General features: G+C 54.2%; 19 protein-coding genes. 13 read left to right on the top strand and 6 right to left on the bottom strand.

The window, feature by feature from the left end; all coding sequences use genetic code 11:
* Positions 1–459: 459 nt before the first annotated feature.
* Together QEH52_RS17525 and QEH52_RS17530 are read left to right on the top strand one after the other, a co-directional pair.
* The gene (locus tag QEH52_RS17525) at positions 460–633 is read left to right on the top strand and encodes a hypothetical protein (protein WP_308952235.1); all 174 of its coding nucleotides are present in this window, start codon (positions 460–462) and stop codon (positions 631–633) included.
* Positions 634–703: 70 nt separating this feature from the next.
* On the top strand, positions 704–1,180 hold the full coding sequence (locus QEH52_RS17530; RefSeq protein WP_308952236.1) for a hypothetical protein: 477 nt from the start codon (positions 704–706) through the stop codon (positions 1,178–1,180).
* 165 nt (positions 1,181–1,345) lie between these two features.
* Here QEH52_RS17530 and recA read toward each other — a convergent pair whose 3' ends face one another.
* Positions 1,346–2,431 carry a recombinase RecA gene (gene recA, locus QEH52_RS17535; RefSeq protein WP_308952237.1) on the bottom strand — a complete coding sequence of 362 codons (1,086 nt, stop codon included), beginning with the start codon at positions 2,429–2,431 and terminating at the stop codon, positions 1,346–1,348.
* A 165-nt stretch (positions 2,432–2,596) separates the two neighbouring features.
* Between recA and QEH52_RS17540 the strand changes: the two genes are divergently transcribed.
* From QEH52_RS17540 to QEH52_RS17565, 6 genes are all read left to right on the top strand, one after another.
* The gene (locus QEH52_RS17540; protein WP_308952238.1) at positions 2,597–3,022 is read left to right on the top strand and encodes a hypothetical protein; all 426 of its coding nucleotides are present in this window, start codon (positions 2,597–2,599) and stop codon (positions 3,020–3,022) included.
* 2 nt (positions 3,023–3,024) lie between these two features.
* Positions 3,025–3,696 carry an HAD family hydrolase gene (locus QEH52_RS17545; protein ID WP_308952239.1) on the top strand — a complete coding sequence of 224 codons (672 nt, stop codon included), beginning with the start codon at positions 3,025–3,027 and terminating at the stop codon, positions 3,694–3,696.
* Positions 3,697–3,840: 144 nt separating this feature from the next.
* Positions 3,841–4,473, top strand: a complete 633-nt coding sequence (locus QEH52_RS17550) for a type IV pilus modification PilV family protein (protein ID WP_308952240.1) — start codon at positions 3,841–3,843, stop codon at positions 4,471–4,473.
* Position 4,474: 1 nt separating this feature from the next.
* The gene (locus QEH52_RS17555) at positions 4,475–5,188 is read left to right on the top strand and encodes a PilW family protein (protein WP_308952241.1); all 714 of its coding nucleotides are present in this window, start codon (positions 4,475–4,477) and stop codon (positions 5,186–5,188) included.
* 4 nt (positions 5,189–5,192) lie between these two features.
* On the top strand, positions 5,193–7,481 hold the full coding sequence (locus tag QEH52_RS17560; protein ID WP_308952242.1) for a hypothetical protein: 2,289 nt from the start codon (positions 5,193–5,195) through the stop codon (positions 7,479–7,481).
* A 2-nt stretch (positions 7,482–7,483) separates the two neighbouring features.
* A complete protein-coding gene (locus tag QEH52_RS17565) occupies positions 7,484–8,203 on the top strand; it encodes a hypothetical protein (RefSeq protein ID WP_308952243.1) in 720 nt (239 codons plus the stop codon).
* Between the two features lie 121 nt (positions 8,204–8,324).
* On the opposite strand, the gene dapF is transcribed toward QEH52_RS17565, so the two are convergent.
* From dapF to QEH52_RS17580, 3 genes are all read right to left on the bottom strand, one after another.
* Positions 8,325–9,182, bottom strand: a complete 858-nt coding sequence (gene dapF / locus QEH52_RS17570; RefSeq protein ID WP_308952244.1) for a diaminopimelate epimerase — start codon at positions 9,180–9,182, stop codon at positions 8,325–8,327.
* Positions 9,183–9,312: 130 nt separating this feature from the next.
* A complete protein-coding gene (locus QEH52_RS17575; protein ID WP_308952245.1) occupies positions 9,313–9,756 on the bottom strand; it encodes a PaaI family thioesterase in 444 nt (147 codons plus the stop codon).
* Between the two features lie 94 nt (positions 9,757–9,850).
* Entirely contained in the window at positions 9,851–10,513 is a 663-nt protein-coding gene (locus QEH52_RS17580; RefSeq protein ID WP_308952246.1) for a DUF134 domain-containing protein, read from the bottom strand.
* Positions 10,514–10,685: 172 nt separating this feature from the next.
* On the opposite strand from QEH52_RS17580, the gene QEH52_RS17585 reads away from it, so the two are divergent.
* A complete protein-coding gene (locus QEH52_RS17585; protein ID WP_308952247.1) occupies positions 10,686–11,621 on the top strand; it encodes an Asp23/Gls24 family envelope stress response protein in 936 nt (311 codons plus the stop codon).
* Between the two features lie 207 nt (positions 11,622–11,828).
* On the opposite strand, the gene murA is transcribed toward QEH52_RS17585, so the two are convergent.
* The gene (gene murA, locus QEH52_RS17590) at positions 11,829–13,124 is read right to left on the bottom strand and encodes a UDP-N-acetylglucosamine 1-carboxyvinyltransferase (protein WP_308952248.1); all 1,296 of its coding nucleotides are present in this window, start codon (positions 13,122–13,124) and stop codon (positions 11,829–11,831) included.
* Between the two features lie 24 nt (positions 13,125–13,148).
* On the bottom strand, positions 13,149–14,027 hold the full coding sequence (locus QEH52_RS17595; protein WP_308952249.1) for a hypothetical protein: 879 nt from the start codon (positions 14,025–14,027) through the stop codon (positions 13,149–13,151).
* Between the two features lie 287 nt (positions 14,028–14,314).
* On the opposite strand from QEH52_RS17595, the gene QEH52_RS17600 reads away from it, so the two are divergent.
* From QEH52_RS17600 to QEH52_RS17615, 4 genes are all read left to right on the top strand, one after another.
* The gene (locus tag QEH52_RS17600; protein WP_308952250.1) at positions 14,315–14,686 is read left to right on the top strand and encodes a dUTPase; all 372 of its coding nucleotides are present in this window, start codon (positions 14,315–14,317) and stop codon (positions 14,684–14,686) included.
* Between the two features lie 101 nt (positions 14,687–14,787).
* A complete protein-coding gene (locus QEH52_RS17605) occupies positions 14,788–15,390 on the top strand; it encodes a CPBP family intramembrane glutamic endopeptidase (protein WP_308952251.1) in 603 nt (200 codons plus the stop codon).
* Positions 15,391–15,483: 93 nt separating this feature from the next.
* Entirely contained in the window at positions 15,484–16,908 is a 1,425-nt protein-coding gene (gene purB / locus QEH52_RS17610; RefSeq protein ID WP_308952252.1) for an adenylosuccinate lyase, read from the top strand.
* A gap of 76 nt (positions 16,909–16,984) precedes the next feature.
* Positions 16,985–18,247 (top strand): 6-phosphofructokinase, encoded by a 1,263-nt coding sequence (locus QEH52_RS17615; protein WP_308952253.1) that lies wholly within the window; start codon positions 16,985–16,987, stop codon positions 18,245–18,247.
* The last annotated feature ends 302 nt before the right edge of the window (positions 18,248–18,549 follow it).

The raw sequence follows: 18,549 nt of genomic DNA on the forward strand, positions 1-18,549 counted from the left end.
CTGTCTGAGTGCCCGGTTCAGAGAACCGAGCTTACGGGGCAGGTGTAGCCTCAAAACTCTGTTTTGGGGGGAGCGTCGTGATTGTGCCGGTGTCCGGAGCTGTCTGAGTGCCTGGTTCAGAGAACCGAGCTTACGGGCCAGGTGTAGCTTCAAAACTCTGTTTTGGGGAGAGCGTCGTGATTGTGCCGGTGTCCGGAGCTGTCTGAGTGCCTGGTTCAGAGAACCGAGCTTACGGGCCAGATGTAGCCTCAAAACTCTGTTTTGGGGAGTGTCGTGATTGCACCGGTGTCCAGAGCTGTCTGAGAGTGCCCGGTTCAGAGAACCGAGCTTACGGGCTAGGTGTAGCCTCAAAACTCTGTTTTGGGGAGCGCCGTGATTGTGCTGGTGTCCGGATATCTCTGAGAGTGCCACGTAAAGAACGATATTTACATTTTGTTTTTGCTGGCTTAGTCCTAGCTTATGTTTGAATCATTATTTCGCAGTTGGGACTTTGCCCAGCTAAGTTGCGGCACGCTACGGGCAGCCGTCGAGCGCAAGGAAAAGGCCGAGCTCTACACTTACGCGTCCGGCCGTGGATTACCCGACGATGTGAATGCTGCTGAGTTTGCGCAGGCTTTTCGTTCGAAGGCTTGAGGGGATCTCTCTCTGTAGCCTCATTCATAAGTTCTCTCCCCCCAATAAATAAAATAAAACAACACACGTCATGAAAATTAAATCTATAATGATCCAATTATTAATCTGCTTGTTGATGCTGTCATCAGCCAGTGCAGAGAGCACCAAGGCCAGCGTCGCTAAGGTCGACTACAATGAAATCGACGATTTGCTAGTTCAAGTGGTTTTGAACATGGCTGGCAATGAGGAGTTGGGGGAGCGATTCTATGCCAAGAAGGAGGCTGCGAAAGCGGCTCAAGAGAAGATGCAGTCCGCGATGATGCGTGGTGAAGCGTTCGACCCGAGGGCAGCGGCTGCGGGAATGATGCATGACGATAGCGATCAAAAGAAGGTGGACCAGCTGTGCCAGAAACATTTGTTGGAGCTGATTGAGCGGGTGTTTGAAGATCGCTATGAGATCATTTTCAAAGATGAGTATAGGAGTTCGCTGCTGTTTACGCGAGGTGCCATCGACGATGTGACGATGACGGTCAAGCAGGAGTTGTTAAAGGCGCTTCCCAGTAACTAAGCCCGATCACCGGCGTCCATAAGCGGACACTACACTAGGGCTGAATTATAAGCATACATGGGGGAGATCATTCTGCTCAAAAAAAAGCGCACTGCCAATTTTTTGGTCAGTGCGCTTTGGGTCGAAGTATTTTAAACGCAGCCTGCGATGCAGTCGCTAGCTTTTTTAAGAATCGCTAGCTTCTTCTTCCTCCGCTTTGCTGTCGCCAGTCAGGGATTCGCCCGCTTTGGGGTGCACTTTCTCCATAATGAGTTGAGTCAATTCATTGGCGAGCTCGGGTGTATCCTTGAGGTGGGTCTTGGCGGCTTCGCGGCCTTGCCCAATCATTTCACCCTTATAAGAAATCCAAGAGCCCTTCTTTTCGAGGATCTTGTGCTCGACTCCGAGGTCGACCAAAGAGCCGGAGTGAGAGATGCCTTCGTTATACATGATGTCGAACTCGCTCTCGGTGAAGGGGGGCGCGACTTTGTTTTTAACGATTTTGATGCGTGTGCGGTTACCGACGACCTTGCCGCTGCTCTCTTTGATTTGACCGATGCGACGGATGTCCATGCGCACGGATGCGAAGAATTTGAGGGCGCGGCCACCGGGCTGCGTTTCGGGACTGCCGAACATCACGCCGATCTTTTCACGAATTTGATTGGTAAAGAGCACGACGCATTGTGATTTGCTGATAGCACCGGTCAGGCGGCGCATCGCTTGGCTCATCATACGGGCCTGCAGGCCGACAGTGGTGTCGCCCATTTGGCCGTCGAGCTCGTTTTTCGAGACCAGAGCGGCGACAGAGTCGATCACGATGATATCGACTGCGCCGGAGCGAATTAGAGTTTCGGTGATGTTGAGCGCGTCTTCACCACTTTCTGGTTGCGAGACCATCAGGTTGTCGAGATCCACGCCCACCACTTTGGCGTAGCGCGGGTCGAGGGCGTGCTCGACATCGATGAATACGGCGTTGCCGCCTTGCTTTTGAGCCTGTGCGATGGCACTGAGACAGAAGGTGGTCTTACCAGAGCTTTCAGGGCCATAGATTTCGCAGATGCGCCCGCGGGGGAGACCACCTGTGCCCAGGGCGATGTCGATCGCGATGGAGCCAGTGGAGATGACGTCGATCTCCATTTTAGTGGCTTCGCCCAGGCGCATTAGGGCGCCAGGGCCAAATTGTTTGTTGATGCCGGAGATCGCGAGATCGAGGTTTTTACGGTCCCCTTCGGGGGTGCGAGCGGTCTTTTGGATTTGTGCTTTTGCGGCCATAGGTATGTTCTGCTGTGTTCGGTTGTTTAAAGTCTTGGGATTGCGCTTTACTTTGAAAGAGAGTGGAGCTTTGGCAAGCCCGAATGATAATTTGTTCACTACTTTACGGGGCTTGCTTTCTGTGACTTCTGCTCAATAGATAGGGCTCTGAATGAACTGACTGATATGAATGAATCTGAACAGCTAGAGGCCGCCCGTTTACAATCAATCGCTCGTGGCCTGTGTTTGGCACGCTTGGCGGGCTATGTAATGGCAGTGCTATTGCTGGTGCTGGGCGGCGCGGCTTTGAGCCAGGGGCCGGGGGCATTTGACAGCTTTAAGGGCGCTTATTTCCTCGTCTATGCAGTTGTGCTGTGTCTGCCGTTTCAACGTATGCCAGCGCAGACTTGGCCTTGGGCCTATGGGCTGTTGGTGGCGCTTTCGGCCTTGTTTGTTTTTGTCATGATCGCGGTGGTGATGTTCGCCTATATGGCGGCCGCGGAGCGCGGCGAGCGCTTGGGCATACCTGGTTTTGAGGGGATGTTGATCTTCTTTGCATTGCTGCAGGTGCCGGTGGTGCTCTTTCAACGTAAACCTGATTTGTTGGATTAATCATGAGTTATAAGCACGCGATCTGGGATTGGAATGGAACATTGCTCAACGATACTTGGCTCTGTGTCGAAGTGCTCAATGGCTTACTGGCGCGTCGTGGTCGCGGCCCGATCACAGTCGAAGACTATCGGGGGAATTTTGGATTTCCGGTGATCCACTTCTATGAATACCTAGGCTTCGATACTGACGTCGATAGTTTCGACCAAGTGAGCCGCGAGTTTATTGGCGACTATGAGGCGCGCTGGTTTGAAGAGTGTGGGCTGCATGCAGGTGTCAGTGATATTTTGGCTGCAATGAGCGGGCAAGGGATGACGCATTCGGTGCTGTCGGCGGCTAAGCAGGAGGCGCTGGACTTGGGGGTGCAACACTATGGCATTCGCAGCCATTTTACGGGTTTGGCGGGCACGGATAATATTTATGCTCAGGGGAAGGTCGCGCGCGGCGAGTATTGGATCCAGCAATTGCCTTGGAAGCCGGAGGAGGTGGTCATGATTGGCGATACTTTGCACGACTTCGAAGTGGCGCAGGCGATCGGAGTCGATTGTATCTTGCTGTCACATGGACATCATACCAGGGATCGGCTGTCGGCGACTGGGGCGCCCGTGGTCGAATCGTTGAAGGGGATCTTGGACTTATTGGATCATTTGCCGCCTAATCGTGTGGCTAGATTGTAGCTTTGTCTTTACAAATTGTTTAATTTGTTAGCTGTGCTGCGTAGTCTTGACTGATTGTCTACGTTGAATGACGTATCTGGTTCTTGTTTAGTGTTTTAAACTTACGTAAAAGGCTTCGTTGTCGCTGTAATAGAGTTGATCTGCATGTGGCATCAGTTTGTTTTTGGCATCATGGGTGCCATTTATGATATTACAGACCACATGGAGCAGGAGAGTCCTGTAATTGTGGCGATGCTGCAGGGGGCGGAGTCTCGTCGAGCGGGGCTGACTTTGGTGGAAGTGATTGTGGGCCTGTTTTTGTTTTCACTCACGTCGCTGGGGCTGACGGCTTCTCTCATTCAATCCTTAAAGGTGTCGGATCAGGTGCTAAGCCGTTCGACTGCCCATAGTATTGCCTTGGGGTATTCGGAACAATTGATGGCTTATTCATATAATGAGCTGAGAGATGCGCTGTCTTTGGGGACTGGGTTTACACTTGTGGCGACATCCTTGGGAGACAGCACTGTCAGCACGGTTGAGCAAACCTTTGTGTTTGGCCAGCAGCAGGAGCAGTTGATTGTAATGGATATCGACCGGGAGAGCCAGGAGCCGATTCGATCGATGCCGATGCGTTTGACGATCAATGCAACGAGCTTAAATTCAGGGGGTACGCCCCTGAGTGCTTTAGAAATTACAATTGATTACAGCTATCTGCGCTCAGGTGTGAGCGAATCTAACGATGCCGCATGGGGGACTGGATCGGTCAAAGCTGTGAAGTCGCTGGTAGATATTTATTAGCATGAAAGCTTCTGTAATATTTGATTCGCAGCCTGCCCGTCGATCGTACGCGGGCTTCACTATGGTGGAGGTGATTGTTGCTATGACGATCGGGGTCGTCGTATTGGGCTTTGTTTCCGTCTTTTTCGTGGATGCGCTCAAAGTTTCCTTAGGTGTCACTAATAACTTAGATATTGAAAATTCCATTCGTAAAATTACCGACCAATTGAGCTCCGATGCACGTGAGGCGAATAGTTTTGTTATCTATAAAACCTTTTACGACGAGGGGCATGGCGACGGTGGTAGCTTTAGGAATCCGGCAGAAGATACTTTGGTGGCGAGTTATCGCATGCAGGCCGGGGAGTCTGGTAATTGTTGTGTCTTTGTTTATAATGGCGAGGATTTGACTCCCTTGGATCTATCGCCCGCACCGATCGAGCGTATCGTGGGCTACTACTTAAATGATGAGGAGGGTTCGGAAGCGATTGAAATTAAGCGATTCGACATCGACATCCCGACGGCACAACAAGCGAACGCTGTTGAAGATCTGATCCCTGCTGCGCTGCAGTCGAGTCAGCACACTGTATTAGTGGAGAGTGCCACTGGGCTAATCTCGGGTGATCTTTTTTATAATATGCTAGGTCGTAGCATCGTGATTAATAGCGAGATTATATACGACTTACCGAGTAAGAATTCAGGTGGCACGTATAATTTCACTGTATCACCGAGGGGATGAAGTCATGAGAGATAATAGATATACAAATGGCAGCTCTAAGAGAGGATCTGTGGTGCTGATGGTTTTGATCATGGCGACTGCTGTCATGGTGATTGCTTTCTCTCTACTCAAAACCACCACGACTTCGACGCGTGTTACGGATCGGCATGTGGCGCGTTTACAAGCGCAGTCTACCGCGGAGGCGCTCTTGGAGTATGGCGTGGCTCAGCTTGCGGATCAGCTTGAATCAAAAACATCGTTCACCGAAGATGAGTTGCAGCCGGGGAATAGCCCTTTGGTGATTCCGAGTTCAGCGAGTGCATTTTTCGAGGGCACAGATGTTAACATGGGCTCTCTGGAGTTACGTGCAGGCGTGTTACCTTCGGGGGATTGGAAGTATATCAGCCCGATTGATTTATTGTATGAATATGATGAATTGGCTGGCAAAATCGTGTTTAGTCGCGAGGTCGAGCTCTTTAGTAAGGCCAGTGTGCGCTCAAGTGTAGGCCCTGATGTGACTGCGTATTTGGCGGAAACTTTTGTGGTGCGAGATGCGCCGCTTTTTACAAATGCGATTTTCTATAATTCAGACCTAGTATTTAATCCAGGATACGACACCGATGTTGTAGGGCCGACTCACACCAACGGCAACCTCAACGTCGAGGTGAATTCGGGCTACGATCTTAGCTTTTACGGTAAAGTGACCGTCGTGGGGGATCTGACTCGTGGGAATACATCGGGTGGTGGCGGCGGGATTTATTTTACCAGCAGCGCGGATCCAATTACCTTAGCTGCGATGGGTTCTGGGACTTCGACTTTGGATTCTAGCTCCTCTTCCTGGTTGTCACGGGCGACCGATCGCTGGAATGGCTTCGTGCAGGATTCGGCAATGGGCGTCGAAACTCAAAATGTCGTGGCATTCAACGATTACACGCCGGATGATCCAACTACGCCGGCTAACGAAAGAGATAATAGTGCCTATGCTTTAATTGAGCCCCTGTTGCCCGCGGATCATCCAGACCGTAAGAGTGACAGTGTGCGCAATCAAAAGATGCAATATAAAGCAGGCCTTATTATCAAGTTGGAGCCTGGCGGAGTCTTGAAGGGCTACACGCCTGTTCGAGAAAATAGCTCGGTGGCTTCGAGTGCGCCTACCAGCGATGCCGGGGGCAATATTCAGTATGCTGAAGTGACTTTACCTGCTGATGTGATTGGGGACCCCGATCCTACGTTTACTTCGATCGAGAATAATGCGCCTGAGTATTATGGTACCGAAGATACGACCACTACGGAGAGTTATACCTATACCACTGGGAGGGGCAGGGATAAGCAAACACACACGGGCTATACCACGACGACCACGACGACAGTCACCAGTGGCTTATACGATCATCGCGAGAATAAGGCGGTCGATACGGTTGCTCTGGATGTGGAGCGCTTAAAATATTATATCGATAATAAGGACAACTCTTCGACAGGCTTTGATGGCACCTTCGACGTAGATAGTCAGTGGAATGGCGTGGTTTACGTGGAATTTCCGACCTCCCGCTCGACGACCGACGGAGTATATGATTATGGCACTTCCACCAATAGTTATAATGTGGTGCCAGCCGTCGACTCGGATAGCTCCGGCACAGAGATGGCTTTGATGATCATTGACGCTAAAGAGGTGCCGGAACCCACGGGTGTTGTAGAGCCGGGCTTTACCTTGGCTTCGAACGCGCCGACTTATCTCGTCGGCTCATTTAATGCAGATGGTGTGCCGCATCCCAAAGATTCCACGGAGCCGGATAACAGCGCGGAGCAGCCTGCCGCGATTCTGGTCGATTCTTTGACTCTGCTCTCAGATAATTGGGAATCGAATCGTGCCAACACTTTGGTGGATGGTCGAAGCGAGATTCAATCGGATCGCCCCGCAAATTCTTATATCGAGGTGGCGGCGGCATTGGTCACGGGGACTCCCAATGATCTGCCTTCTTACGCGCCTTATGCGACAACGGATGCCAGTCGTCCTTATAGCCTCGGGGTGATTAACTTGCCGCGATTTTTAGAGTATTGGGGTTCGTCCAGAACGGTTACCATTCGCGGCTCTTTGGTCTCTTTGTTTGAGAGTGAAGTGCGCCCCGATGGTGCGCCGACTAATTTCAATGATTACTATGTGCCGCCGACGCGTGATTGGGGCTTTAACACATTATTCGCTGAAGGCAGATTCCCGCCCGGCACGCCTGTGATTCGTAATTATCGCAGAGTCAATTTCTCAAGTATCACTAAGAGTGAGTACGAAGCAGCCATTCAAGAATTAGACGACCTGTAATTATGAAAATACGATTCTTACTTGCTCTCTTGTTTACTTCGAATGCGCTTTCGGCGCAGACTTTAGAGTCGCGGATTTTGGTCGAGCCGGCGGAGTCGCTGCCGGTCACTGTTCGTTTGAACCGTGAAGAGGTGGACCGCTATCAAACCGAAGCGTATGCGATCACTGCGGGGGGGCAACTTACCCTGTCGGGCGGCTTGAGCCGTCAGTGGCGCATCCCGCTAATCAGTGGCGGCAAGGCCTTGACCTTCGAACTGGGCAATCTGCGACATGTCGCCTGTGAACTGCGTATCTATCCGGTGGGTACTTATGCGCTTGGGGGTTGGGAGGATTCCTTACCTGTTTATTTAGAGGCTGCGAAACAAAACCCAGCCAATGCAAAGCTCCGTTTCAAAACAGATGCGGCGGGCGCGATCACATTTATGCTGCCGCGCGAGAGTCGGGGACGTGAGATTCGGGGGGCCGATGGCGAGATCGTCTTCTCCGATAAGAGAACGGTGTATCCGACGCTCTGGGGGAGTCCGTATTATATCGTGGAGTATGCGATGACTGATAATGAGAACACGGAGGAGGCCCAGGATTTGAAGGTGTCGGAGTTATTTCTTAGCACGCGCTCGACAGATGTGCATTTGATCTTTCGAAGTTCTGAAGAATCGCACTTCGGCTTGTTTCGCTCGCTCTTCGGCTATCTTAAGAGTTTCTACATCGTGGGGCAGCGGTAGTTACGCGTCGGCCCTTTCTGGCGTTTTTAGTCGATCCTTGCTCAAGCAAAAAAACGCCCCCACCAGCTTGGCTGAGGTGAGGGCGTGAAATGTATGGCCGCGTGGGCTAGAGCTAGAGTACTTAGGCTTCGACTTTAAAGCCGAGTGCTTCGTCGTCGAATTGCATGCTGGCAACATGTGTGGCCGGGCCTGTCATGCGGATGGCAAAGTCGTCTCCGATGTGGATGCCGATCTTGCCGCCGGGCATGTGCACGGTGATGTCACGGTCGCAGAGCCCGATGCGATGGGCGACGGCGGCGGAGGCGCTACTGCTGGAGCCGGAGGCGAGCGTGTAGCCTGCGCCGCGTTCCCAGATCTCGATTTGAATGTTGTTGCGATCGATGACTTTTAAAAACTGAACATTGGTGCGGTTCGGGAAGGCTTCGTGCACTTCGATGGCCGCACCATCTTCGTGGGCTTGCTGAGCGCTGATTTCGTCTTGTACCACGACACAGTGTGGATTGCCAATATCGGCGATGTAGACAGTCTGTGTCTTTCCGTTAAAGCTGAGTGGTTGCCCAAAGTTGTGATCACTTTGCTCTGGGCCGTCGACGGGAATGTGGTTCATGGCGAAGTTTACTTTGCCCATGTCCACTGTGATCGATTCGGCACCGTCTTCGATCTTACAAGTGACGACGCCGCCAAGCGTATCGACTGTAAAGGCCTCGTTCTTGACTGCGCCGGTGTCGTAGAGGTAACGGGCGAAAATTCGCAGTCCGTTGCCGCTCTTTTCGGCTTCGCTGCCGTCGGGGTTCATAATGCGTAAGCCGAAGTCGGCCTTGTCGCTTTTGAGTGGACCGTAAAGAATGCCGTCTGAGCCGAGACCGAAATTACGGTGGCAAATGCGGACAATGTCGTCCTTTGCAGGCAGTTCACTGGCGTCCTTAGGGTCGAGGACGAGATAGTCGTTTCCGAGTGCGTGGTATTTGGCGTAGTTCATTCCTAGCCAATGAAGCGGGCTTTGTATCGGAAGCAAATATTAAGTCGGAAAATTGCGTGAGCGACCTGTGTATGCCCTTTGAGTACTTCAGCGGTCGTTTGCATCGTAATGGTGCCGGTGACTTGGAGCTTTAGTTTACCAGGGTTTGTTGTATGAAGCGTGCCTGTGCTGTGGTGCAGATCTTACCTTTTTGGCTGAGTTCTGCTTTGAGCTCACTCAGTCTACGGTAGCGACGCTCGACCCAGACACGGATGTGAGCGGTGGGCCCGACCTCGACGGGACGGCGGTAGCGAAGCTTCAGCTCGGCGGTGGCGCCATAGATGCCGAGCCCCATCAGGGCACAGGTCATGGCCTCATCGATGACGAATGCTTGTAAGCCTCCGTGCACCATGCCGTTAAAGCTGGTCATCGAGTCTGTGAAATCGATGGATGTGCGCAGGGTGTGTGGATCGTCCAGGGTGAAGTCCAGTTTGAGCTCGGGGTGGGTGCAGGCCAGGCAGCGGTTGTGTCCTTGTGTGCGTAAGCGGCTGAGTTTTATAACGCTGGTGGCTTGAAGGGACTCTTTAATTTTCATTAGGATCTTCATGTGAATGTTCGTGATGCGCGTGTGCGCAGAGTGCGCTGTCGGGGAAGTCCGGGCAGTCGCCTTGGTTGTAGGCATTGAGGGTTTATCGGTTGAAGAGTTCAATTGCCTGCTTCAGAGAAAAGCCGTTGGCGACCAGTGGTTGTATCGCTTCGGCAGCCAGTGCTTTGATGGCCTCGGGACCGAAGCGCCCTGCCACGACGCGTGATACGCCCTGTGATTTAAGTAGCCGGACCGCTGCAGGTGCGGCGTCGCGCTTGAGCTTGGCCCCCGGGTTTTGTATGTGCGCCCGCAGGCTGCCATCGGGGTGAATCATTGCGAATCCGTGTGCACGTCCGAAAATGCGCTCTACCGGACTGTCGCTATGAGGATGTTCACAGGCGATCGCTAGACCACCGCAATGGGGCTGGGACGATGGCTCGGCGTTATGAGATTCGACGAGATGCTCGGGGGGCGTGAGGATGAGATCCTCGCTGGCGTCGAGATAGATGGGGGCGCGTTGTTCCAAGCCGAGGGCGATGGCGCGGCGTGCGCGCTCGAGCATGCGGCCGGCGGTGCTGCGGGAGACGCCGACTTTCTTGGCGGCGTCTTCGATGTTTAAATTGTGCCCGTCGGTGAGGCGCATGATCTCGAAGTCTTCGATGGCGACTTCGACGGGGGCCGATTGATGTTGGGTCCAGCCAGCCGGAATGTAGATGACAGGGGCGGGTAGGCTTTCCAGGGTGCGTGCTTTGCGTGGTCGTGACATAATTACCTGTGTAATTATGGGAATAATCCCATAATAGTCAAGTGGCATGGGCCCTTCGTCTGCTCGTTTTAAGACTAATTAGTTGCGCTTCTCACTCTGAGCAGAGGCTCTGTGGGGGTGGATTTCTCTGGGCTCTGTGAGAACTCATCGCTATGTATTGCGGCAAATAACCGTGAATAAGATTCTAAACATAAAAAGCCGCATCGCGGCCCACATTGATCAGCTTTTCGGGCGAGCGGGTGGGGCGGTTGAGGTCGTTGGGAGTGCGGAGCCGCCTCCCGCGCCGCAGGTGTATACGCCAGAAGTGTTTGCCTTGGTGGGCAAGTCGGGCACGGGCAAGAGCTTCCGGGCGCGACTGATTGCAGATACTCGAGGGATCGATGCGATTATCGACGATGGCTTGTTAATTCACAAAGGGAAGATTGTGGCGGGGCGTTCTGCTAAGGAGACCACCCACTATATTGCTGCGGTTAAGACGGCGATGTTTTATGATCCAGAGCATCTGAAAGAAGTTTTGGCTGCCTTAGAGGCGGCCGAATATTCGCGCATCCTGTTACTTGGCACGAGTGAGCGTATGATCTTACGTAACTGTGATACCTTGCGACTGCCAGTGCCGGGCGAGATCATTAAGATTGAAGATGTGGCCTCGCAGGAGGAGATCGCGGCGGCGATTCATGATCGCAAGACGCATGGGAAGCACATTATCCCGCTGCCTGTGATTGAGGTGAAGCAGGCCTATCCTAAGTTGGTCGCACACGCGATTAAAGTGTTTTTTGATCGTACCCGACACAAGAGCGGCTACGATAAGACGATTGTGCGGCCGAGCTTCCATTCCAAGGGGACGGTCACGATCTCGGAGGTGGCGCTGACGCAGATGATTCTGCACTGCATGCGCGAAAAGGCCCCTCAATTGGAAATTCGCAAAATTCGGATCGCGCAAGGCGATGAGGGCTATCGTATCAAGATGCGGGTCTCGCTTCCCTTCGGTACCGAGGCGGCCAATACCTGCCAAGAGCTACACGATTATGCGATCCGCCAGGTTGAGGCCTATACAGGGATCCAAATCCGCTCGCTGGATATCCATATCGAAGCGGTCGAGCTGGATTAAAACGCTTAGTGCGGTAGGGCCGCCTTGCCAAGGCGGCCGTTCGCCGATTTTGCCTCAAACGTCAGCGAACCTTATTTATGTCCGCAGCGCTTCATGCCAACGGTCGTCTCGGCGAGACGACCGTTGGCAGAGATTCAAAAACAGATGAATCTGCAATGAGCTGACTCTGATGTTGCGAATGCGGAGATTCGCGATCCCGGGGGGGGCTTAGTCTTCGAGCAATTCTTTGGGCATGTCGGTGTCCTTGAGGCGTTCGATCTTGGCGCCGATTGCACTTAATTTTTGTTCGAAGCGCTCGTAGCCGCGGTCGAGGTGGTAGATGCGTTGGATCCAGGTGTCGCCCACGGCTGCAAAGGCCGCCAGAATGAGTGCGGCCGATGCGCGTAAGTCGGAGGCCATCACGGGCGCACCGGAAAGTTTCGTGGCGCCTTTAATAATTGCGCTGGGCCCTTCGATCGAAATGTCGGCGCCCATGCGCTGTAGCTCAGGTACGTGCATGAAGCGGTTGGGGTAAATGCGCTCGGTTATGATGGAGAGGCCCTCGGTCTGTGTCATCAACGCGCCTAGTTGCGCTTGTAGGTCGGTCGGGTAGCCGGGGTGGGGCAAGGTGACGACATCGACGGTCTTGAGTGAGCCCTCGTAGGGCAGCACACGAATGTAATCCTCGCCCAGTTCCATGGGCAGTCCAGCTTCTTCTAATTTGTCGAGGAAGGCGCCTAATAGCTTGGGCGCGATGCCCTTGACCGTGACATCGCCGCGGGTGATGGCCCCGGCGATCACAAAAGTGCCTGCTTCGATGCGGTCAGCGATCACGCTGTGCTCACAGCCGTGCAGCTTCTCGACGCCGGTGATCACGAGCTCGGGGCTGCCGATACCGGTGATCTTGGCACCCATTTTGACCAGCATATTACACAGGTCCACGACTTCGGGCTCGCAGGCGGCGCATTCTAAACGAGTGGTGCCGGGGGCGAGGGTGGCCGCCATTACGATGTTGGCGGTGCCGGTCACGGTACTGCCACTGCGCCCGCCGAGGAAGATGGGTCCGCCCTGAATTTCAGAGGCGTCTACATGCACATAACCGTTGGCGATTTCGACTTGGCAGTTGAGCTTTTTAAGTCCTTTGATGTGCAGATCGATGGGGCGCGGGCCGATCACGCAGCCGCCGGGAATGGAGACTTCGGCCTTGCGCATGCGAGCCACCAGGGGCCCGAGTAGGCATACGGAGGCGCGCATCTTGCGCACTAAATCGTAGGGCGCGATGTGGGTGATCTGCTTCGAAGTGATCTCCCATACACCGGGCTCCGGTTGCACGGTTTCTGCGCCGACATGACGCAAGATCTCGAGCATAAAGCGCATGTCGCTCAAGTCGGGCACATTGCGCAACACCACCGTTTCATCGGTCAATAGGGTGGCTGCTAAGATGGGTAAAGCGGCGTTTTTGGCACCGCCCACTTTTATCTGTCCGTTGAGAGGGCCGTTGCCGCTGACTTTGAAGACGTCCATGGTAGATCGCTACTGCGGGGCTGATTAGGACGCGGCTTGGTCGTTGTCGCGGCGGTTGTTGCGACGCGGGCCGTTGCCGTTACTATTGCCATTACCACTACGTTTACGGTTTTGCCCACTACGTGGGCCAGTGTTGCCGCCCTTGCCGCCGCGACCTCGGTTTTTGCCGCCGCCGCTGCGCGGGCCGCCTTTGCCTTGACCTTGCGGGCGTGGGCCGCGCTTGGAGCCGTCGCGGGGACTGCCCTTTTTAGCTGCGGGAGCTTCCTTGGGCCCGAGGCCGAAAATACTGAGGATCGATGCAATCAGGCCTTTTTTCTGAGGTGCTGCTGTCTTCTTGCCTGCGCCTTGGCCCTGGGGCTTGCGCTCCTTGCGTTCGGGGCGTTCGGCTGATTTCGCGGGGCGATTTTTGTCACGCTCCGCGCGTCGTGCCTCACGTTCAGCACGACGACTTGCGATTTTGGCCTCTACGCTTGCGATGGCGGCGAGGGTCTCGGCGCTTGGTTGCGGGTTGGCGTCGCTGCGCGGGGCGCGGGGCTCACGTTTTTGGCGAGGTTCGCGCTCGCTGCGAGCTTCGCGTTTTTGGCGTGGTTCACGTTCGCCGCGAGGCTCGCGCTCTGTGCGTTCTGTGCGTTCACGACGAGGCTTGCCATCGCGTGGGGCGCGGGGCTCACGCTTCTGACGTGGCTCCGTATCTGCCTGTGCACTTGGCTTGCCACTAAGCTTTTCCCCTTTTAACGCGTCGACCGCGCTGACTTCGCCCATCTTTGCGTTGCTGAGTGGGACGACTTCATTTTTGAAGCCACCACTACGGCGGCGAGTGCGAGGCTTTTTGGAGGCGTCAACGCTCGGTGTGTAACTTTGGCTTTGAGAGTTGTTTACGGCTTCTTCTTCGAATTCTGGCATGTGTCGTGTGGGTGGATGTGTGCGTGTGTGCCCTGTCGGCTAGAGCGGTCATAGCCTCAATTTTAGAGCGTTCGGTCGGCGTCGGCCGGCGTTGCGAAGTCCTCAGTTCTGGCAGCTGGCTGCGCGTAGGCGGTGGTTCGCATCGGGGCATCGACTTGCTTATGGCTAGAGAACAGGATTTTTTTGAGCAAGGGTTAAGTTCGAATAGTTGCTACTTGTTGGTAGAAAGTTGCTTGAGTGACTGAATCCGCTTGCTAGTGCTGAAATCCGATTCTACGAATCCCGACATGGATAAACTCGACGAAATTTTCGACCTTCAGGATGCCCTTAATAAGCGTATCGGCGTGAATACCGACGGCATGTCGGCCGAAGAAAAAACTAAATGGGTGCTCAATTACACGCGCGCCATGCAGCAAGAGATGTCTGAATTGATCGATTCAGTGCCTTGGAAGTGGTGGGCCAAATATCAAGAGTTTGACGAGCAAAATGCAAAGGTCGAAGTGGTGGATATGTTTCACTTCCTGATCTCTTTGGCGCAAGTGTTGGGCATGACTCCAGAGGACGTCTACGAGGCCTACACTAAGAAGAATAAGGTCAATCACGATCGGCAAGATAGTGGCTACGTCAAAAAAGACGAAGACGACTCACGACATATCTGAAGATGACGGGTTGCGGATGACGGATTACGGATTGCGGATGACGGATAGTCGAACTTCCGCCATCCCTCATCCGCCATCTATAATAATACCATCGCGAAGCTATGAACGAAAACCCTTTAATGATTCTGCTCTACGTCGGTGTGGCTGCCTATGTGGGAAATATGTATTGGGGGGACTATAAGGCCTCTCAGGCGGGCCAGCCCAACTCGGGTGCCATGCCGGGGGCGACCTCGGTGCCATTGGCTGCTTATGTGATCGGGGTGCTGGGTGCGCTCTTGCTGTTAGGCGTGGAAACAGGCGGAGAGATTGCGCTTGGCGTTGCCGATGAGCAGAGCGAGATGGTCTGGTTCTTTGTGTTCGCGATCGTTGCCGCGGGCGTGGTCGAGGAGGTCATCTTTCGTGGCTTCTTAGTGATCGAGAACAAGGGCAGGGCGCTGCTGATCGGCAGTTGCGTCGGGTGCTCGCTGATATTTGCCATCATTCATGCTCACTTTTGGAGCACTGAAGATGGTTTTGAATGGACCTTTACCTCGAAGGCGTGGTTGAGCACCGGCATCCTTTTTGCCAATTCACTTTGGTTCTACACCCTACGCTTCGCGCCTTGGAATCCTAATCGCTCGATCTTTCCCTGTATGTTGGCGCATGCCGCGAGTAACTTGGGCGTATTTGTCGTCAAGTTAGTGCAGGGCTACGTAGTCTTTTAGCGCTTTTCACGCTTAGGCGTGTTTTTCCAGTTTTTGTGTCGCATGAATGGCTGAGATTTGTACTTTTCCACGTTTTCCCAATTTCAAACTATCATGGAAAACATACCAAATGTCTTAGCCACTCGTTACGCATCGAAATCGATGAAGGCTGTCTGGAGCGCAGAAGGGCGGATCGCCCTGGAGCGTAATTACTGGATCGCGGTCTTGCGTGCGCAAAAAGATCTCGGGCTCGACATCCCGCAAGAAGCCATCGACGCCTACGAGCGTGTGAAGGACACGATTAATCTCGACTCGATCAACGAGCGCGAGGCGATCACGCGTCACGATGTGAAGGCGCGGATCGAAGAGTTCTGCGACCTCGCAGGGCATGAGCACATTCACAAGGGGCTGACCAGTCGCGATCTGACAGAAAATGTTGAGCAATTGCAGATCATTCAAGCGCTCGAAGTGGTTCGCACTAAGGCGGTCGCTGCGCTGTTGAAGCTGGCCGAGCGTGCGGAGCAGTGGAAGGAGCTCGTCATCACAGCTCGCACCCACAACGTGCCCGCCCAACCCACTACTTTTGGTAAGCGTCTGGCCATGTTTGGCGAAGACCTGCTCTGCGCCGTGCGCGAGCTGGATCGCATTATCGACAACTACCCGGTGCGTGGCCTCAAGGGCCCCGTTGGCACCCAAATGGACTTATTGACGCTCTTCGGGGGCGATGCCGCAAAAGTCGCTGCTCTGGAAGAGCGTATTCTTGACCACCTCGGCGTGGGCGCTGCGCTCGACACCGTGGGCCAAGTTTATCCACGTGGTCTCGACTTTGAAGTGGTCTCCGTCTTCGTGCGTCTGGCTTCCGGTCCTTCCAGCTTTGCTAAGACGCTACGCATCATGGCCGGTCACGAGCTGGCCAGTGAGGGCTTTGCCAAGGGCCAAGTGGGCTCCTCTGCCATGCCGCACAAGATGAACAGCCGTAGCTGTGAGCGCCTCAATGGCTTTGCAGTCATTTTGAAGGGCTACCTGACCATGGCCGGCGAGCTCGCCGGCGACCAGTGGAACGAGGGCGATGTTTCTTGCTCCGTGGTGCGCCGCGTCTTCTTGCCGGATAGCTTCTTTGCCATCGATGGCCTGATCGATACTTTCCTCACCATCCTGAATCAAATGGAAGTTTATCCCGCGGTCATCGACCAAGAGAACCAGCGCTATGGTCCCTTCCTCGCCACCACTACAGTGCTGATGGAAGCCGTCAAAGCCGGTGCCGGCCGCGAAGAAGCGCACGAGGCGATCAAAGAGCACGCCGTGCAAACGGTGCGCGATCTACGTTCGGGCGAAATTACTTCCAACGATCTCGTCGAGCGTCTCGCTGGCGATGCCCGCCTTGGGCTTAGCTTGGAACAGCTCAGCGAAATGATGGGCCGCGCCCAAGCCATGACAGGGCTCGCCGCCACCCAAGTCGACAAATTCTGCGCCACCGTGCGTGAAGAATCTCAGAATTTTCCCGCCGCGGCGGACTATACGCCGGGCGCAATTCTTTAAGATTCTTTAAGGATTGCTTTCGGAAAAGGCCCACATACACACAGTCACACTCTCTCTTTAAACACCCAATACGCATATGTCAGAACAACTCGAAGGAAACTGTCTAGTCGCCCAATCCGGCGGCCCTACATCTGTAATCAACGCCAGCCTCTCCGGTGTCGTTGCCGAAGCACTCAACCACGAGTGCATCGAAGAAATCTACGGTGGCCTCAACGGTGTGCTCGGTATTCTTAACGAGCAACTCATCGACCTCGCCGCCGAATCACAGCAAAATATCCGTGGCCTTCGCTACACTCCAGGTGCCGCCCTGGGCACTTGCCGCTACAAGCTCAAGCGCCAGGCCGACTTCGACCGCGTGCTTGAAGTCTTCGAAGCACACAACATCCGTTATTTCTTCTACGCTGGCGGGAACGATTCTCAAGATACAGCCGATAAGATCTCCAAGCTCGCCCAAGAGCGCGGCTATGCGCTCCGCGTCATCGGTGTGCCCAAGACTATCGACAACGATCTCGTCACTACCGACCACACACCTGGTTACGGTTCTGTGATCAAATACATTGCGACCAGCGTTAAGGAAATTGCCGCCGACAACGCAGCCATGGGGCAGCACGACTTGGTGCAAATCATCGAAGTGATGGGCCGCAGCGCAGGTTGGATCGCAGCCGGTGCCGCTCTGGCTAAGCGCCGTGATGAGCCAAACGCCGCACCGCACCTGATCTATTTGCCAGAAGTCGCGTTCTCGCCGGAGAAATTCATCTCCGACGTACAACACGTCCTCCAGAAGGAAAAATACTGCGTGGTCGTCGTGGGTGAAGGTCTCGTCGATGCCGATGGTAACTACGTATCCACCGACAGCGCAGGTGCCGATGATTTCGGTCACTCGCAGCTCGGTGGTGCCGGTGAATACCTACGCGCCCTCGCAGAAGAGTCGCTGCAAGTTAAAGCACGCTCCGTCAAGCTCGGCATGGCGCAACGCGCGGCCGTGCATTGCTCTTCCCAAGCCGACAACGACGAAGCTTACCTCGCAGGTCAAGCCGCCGTCGAAGCCGCAGTGGATGGACAGACTGACAAGATGGTCACCCTCGTTCGTGGCGAAGGCGACAGCTACACATGCGAGACCGGCCTGGCCGACCTCTCTGAGATTGCCAATGGCGTGAAAAAGCTCCCCGAGAGCTGGATCAACGAAGACGGCGTCAGCATGAACTACAACTTCTACAAATACGCACTCCCCCTCATCCAAGGCGAAGTTCAAGTGCCCTACGAAAACGGCGTGCCCGCTCTCGTTCAGCTCAAAATGGAAAAGGTCGACCGCAAGCTAGCGGCTCATATCTTCGAGTAAAAGTGTAGCCTCAATTCTCTGAATTGGGGGTCATTCGAAACGATTTTCAAGCCCCGTCGCGATAAACGCGACGGGGCTTTTTTTGTGCAAATGTAAGTTCCAAACTCTGTTACAGGTCATACCAAAGTAGCCTCGGTTTCGTTATGCTGGGGTTGGGGCGCCTGCGAGCCGCAGCGGGGGCTAAAGCACCCCGCCACTTGCTTGCGAATGCATTGAAAGGTAGCCGAGCGCTTTAGCCTCGGTTTCGTTATGCTGAGGTTGGGCCGCCTGCGAGCCGCAACGGGGGCTAAAGCACCCCGCCA

The organism is Thalassobacterium maritimum, assembly GCF_031127805.1.
Lineage (GTDB): Bacteria > Verrucomicrobiota > Verrucomicrobiia > Opitutales > Coraliomargaritaceae > Thalassobacterium > Thalassobacterium maritimum.

Coding starts and splice junctions, on each gene's coding strand:
- QEH52_RS17540 (WP_308952238.1), top strand. CDS start 2,597: ATGAATGAATCTGAACAGCTAGAGGCCGCCCGTTTACAATCAATCGCT.
- QEH52_RS17560 (WP_308952242.1), top strand. CDS start 5,193: ATGAGAGATAATAGATATACAAATGGCAGCTCTAAGAGAGGATCTGTG.
- murA (WP_308952248.1), bottom strand. CDS start 13,124: ATGGACGTCTTCAAAGTCAGCGGCAACGGCCCTCTCAACGGACAGATA.
- recA (WP_308952237.1), bottom strand. CDS start 2,431: ATGGCCGCAAAAGCACAAATCCAAAAGACCGCTCGCACCCCCGAAGGG.
- QEH52_RS17575 (WP_308952245.1), bottom strand. CDS start 9,756: ATGAAAATTAAAGAGTCCCTTCAAGCCACCAGCGTTATAAAACTCAGC.
- QEH52_RS17615 (WP_308952253.1), top strand. CDS start 16,985: ATGTCAGAACAACTCGAAGGAAACTGTCTAGTCGCCCAATCCGGCGGC.
- QEH52_RS17525 (WP_308952235.1), top strand. CDS start 460: ATGTTTGAATCATTATTTCGCAGTTGGGACTTTGCCCAGCTAAGTTGC.
- QEH52_RS17550 (WP_308952240.1), top strand. CDS start 3,841: ATGTGGCATCAGTTTGTTTTTGGCATCATGGGTGCCATTTATGATATT.
- QEH52_RS17580 (WP_308952246.1), bottom strand. CDS start 10,513: ATGTCACGACCACGCAAAGCACGCACCCTGGAAAGCCTACCCGCCCCT.
- purB (WP_308952252.1), top strand. CDS start 15,484: ATGGAAAACATACCAAATGTCTTAGCCACTCGTTACGCATCGAAATCG.
- QEH52_RS17565 (WP_308952243.1), top strand. CDS start 7,484: ATGAAAATACGATTCTTACTTGCTCTCTTGTTTACTTCGAATGCGCTT.
- QEH52_RS17545 (WP_308952239.1), top strand. CDS start 3,025: ATGAGTTATAAGCACGCGATCTGGGATTGGAATGGAACATTGCTCAAC.
- QEH52_RS17600 (WP_308952250.1), top strand. CDS start 14,315: ATGGATAAACTCGACGAAATTTTCGACCTTCAGGATGCCCTTAATAAG.
- QEH52_RS17595 (WP_308952249.1), bottom strand. CDS start 14,027: ATGCCAGAATTCGAAGAAGAAGCCGTAAACAACTCTCAAAGCCAAAGT.
- QEH52_RS17555 (WP_308952241.1), top strand. CDS start 4,475: ATGAAAGCTTCTGTAATATTTGATTCGCAGCCTGCCCGTCGATCGTAC.
- QEH52_RS17530 (WP_308952236.1), top strand. CDS start 704: ATGAAAATTAAATCTATAATGATCCAATTATTAATCTGCTTGTTGATG.
- dapF (WP_308952244.1), bottom strand. CDS start 9,182: ATGAACTACGCCAAATACCACGCACTCGGAAACGACTATCTCGTCCTC.
- QEH52_RS17605 (WP_308952251.1), top strand. CDS start 14,788: ATGAACGAAAACCCTTTAATGATTCTGCTCTACGTCGGTGTGGCTGCC.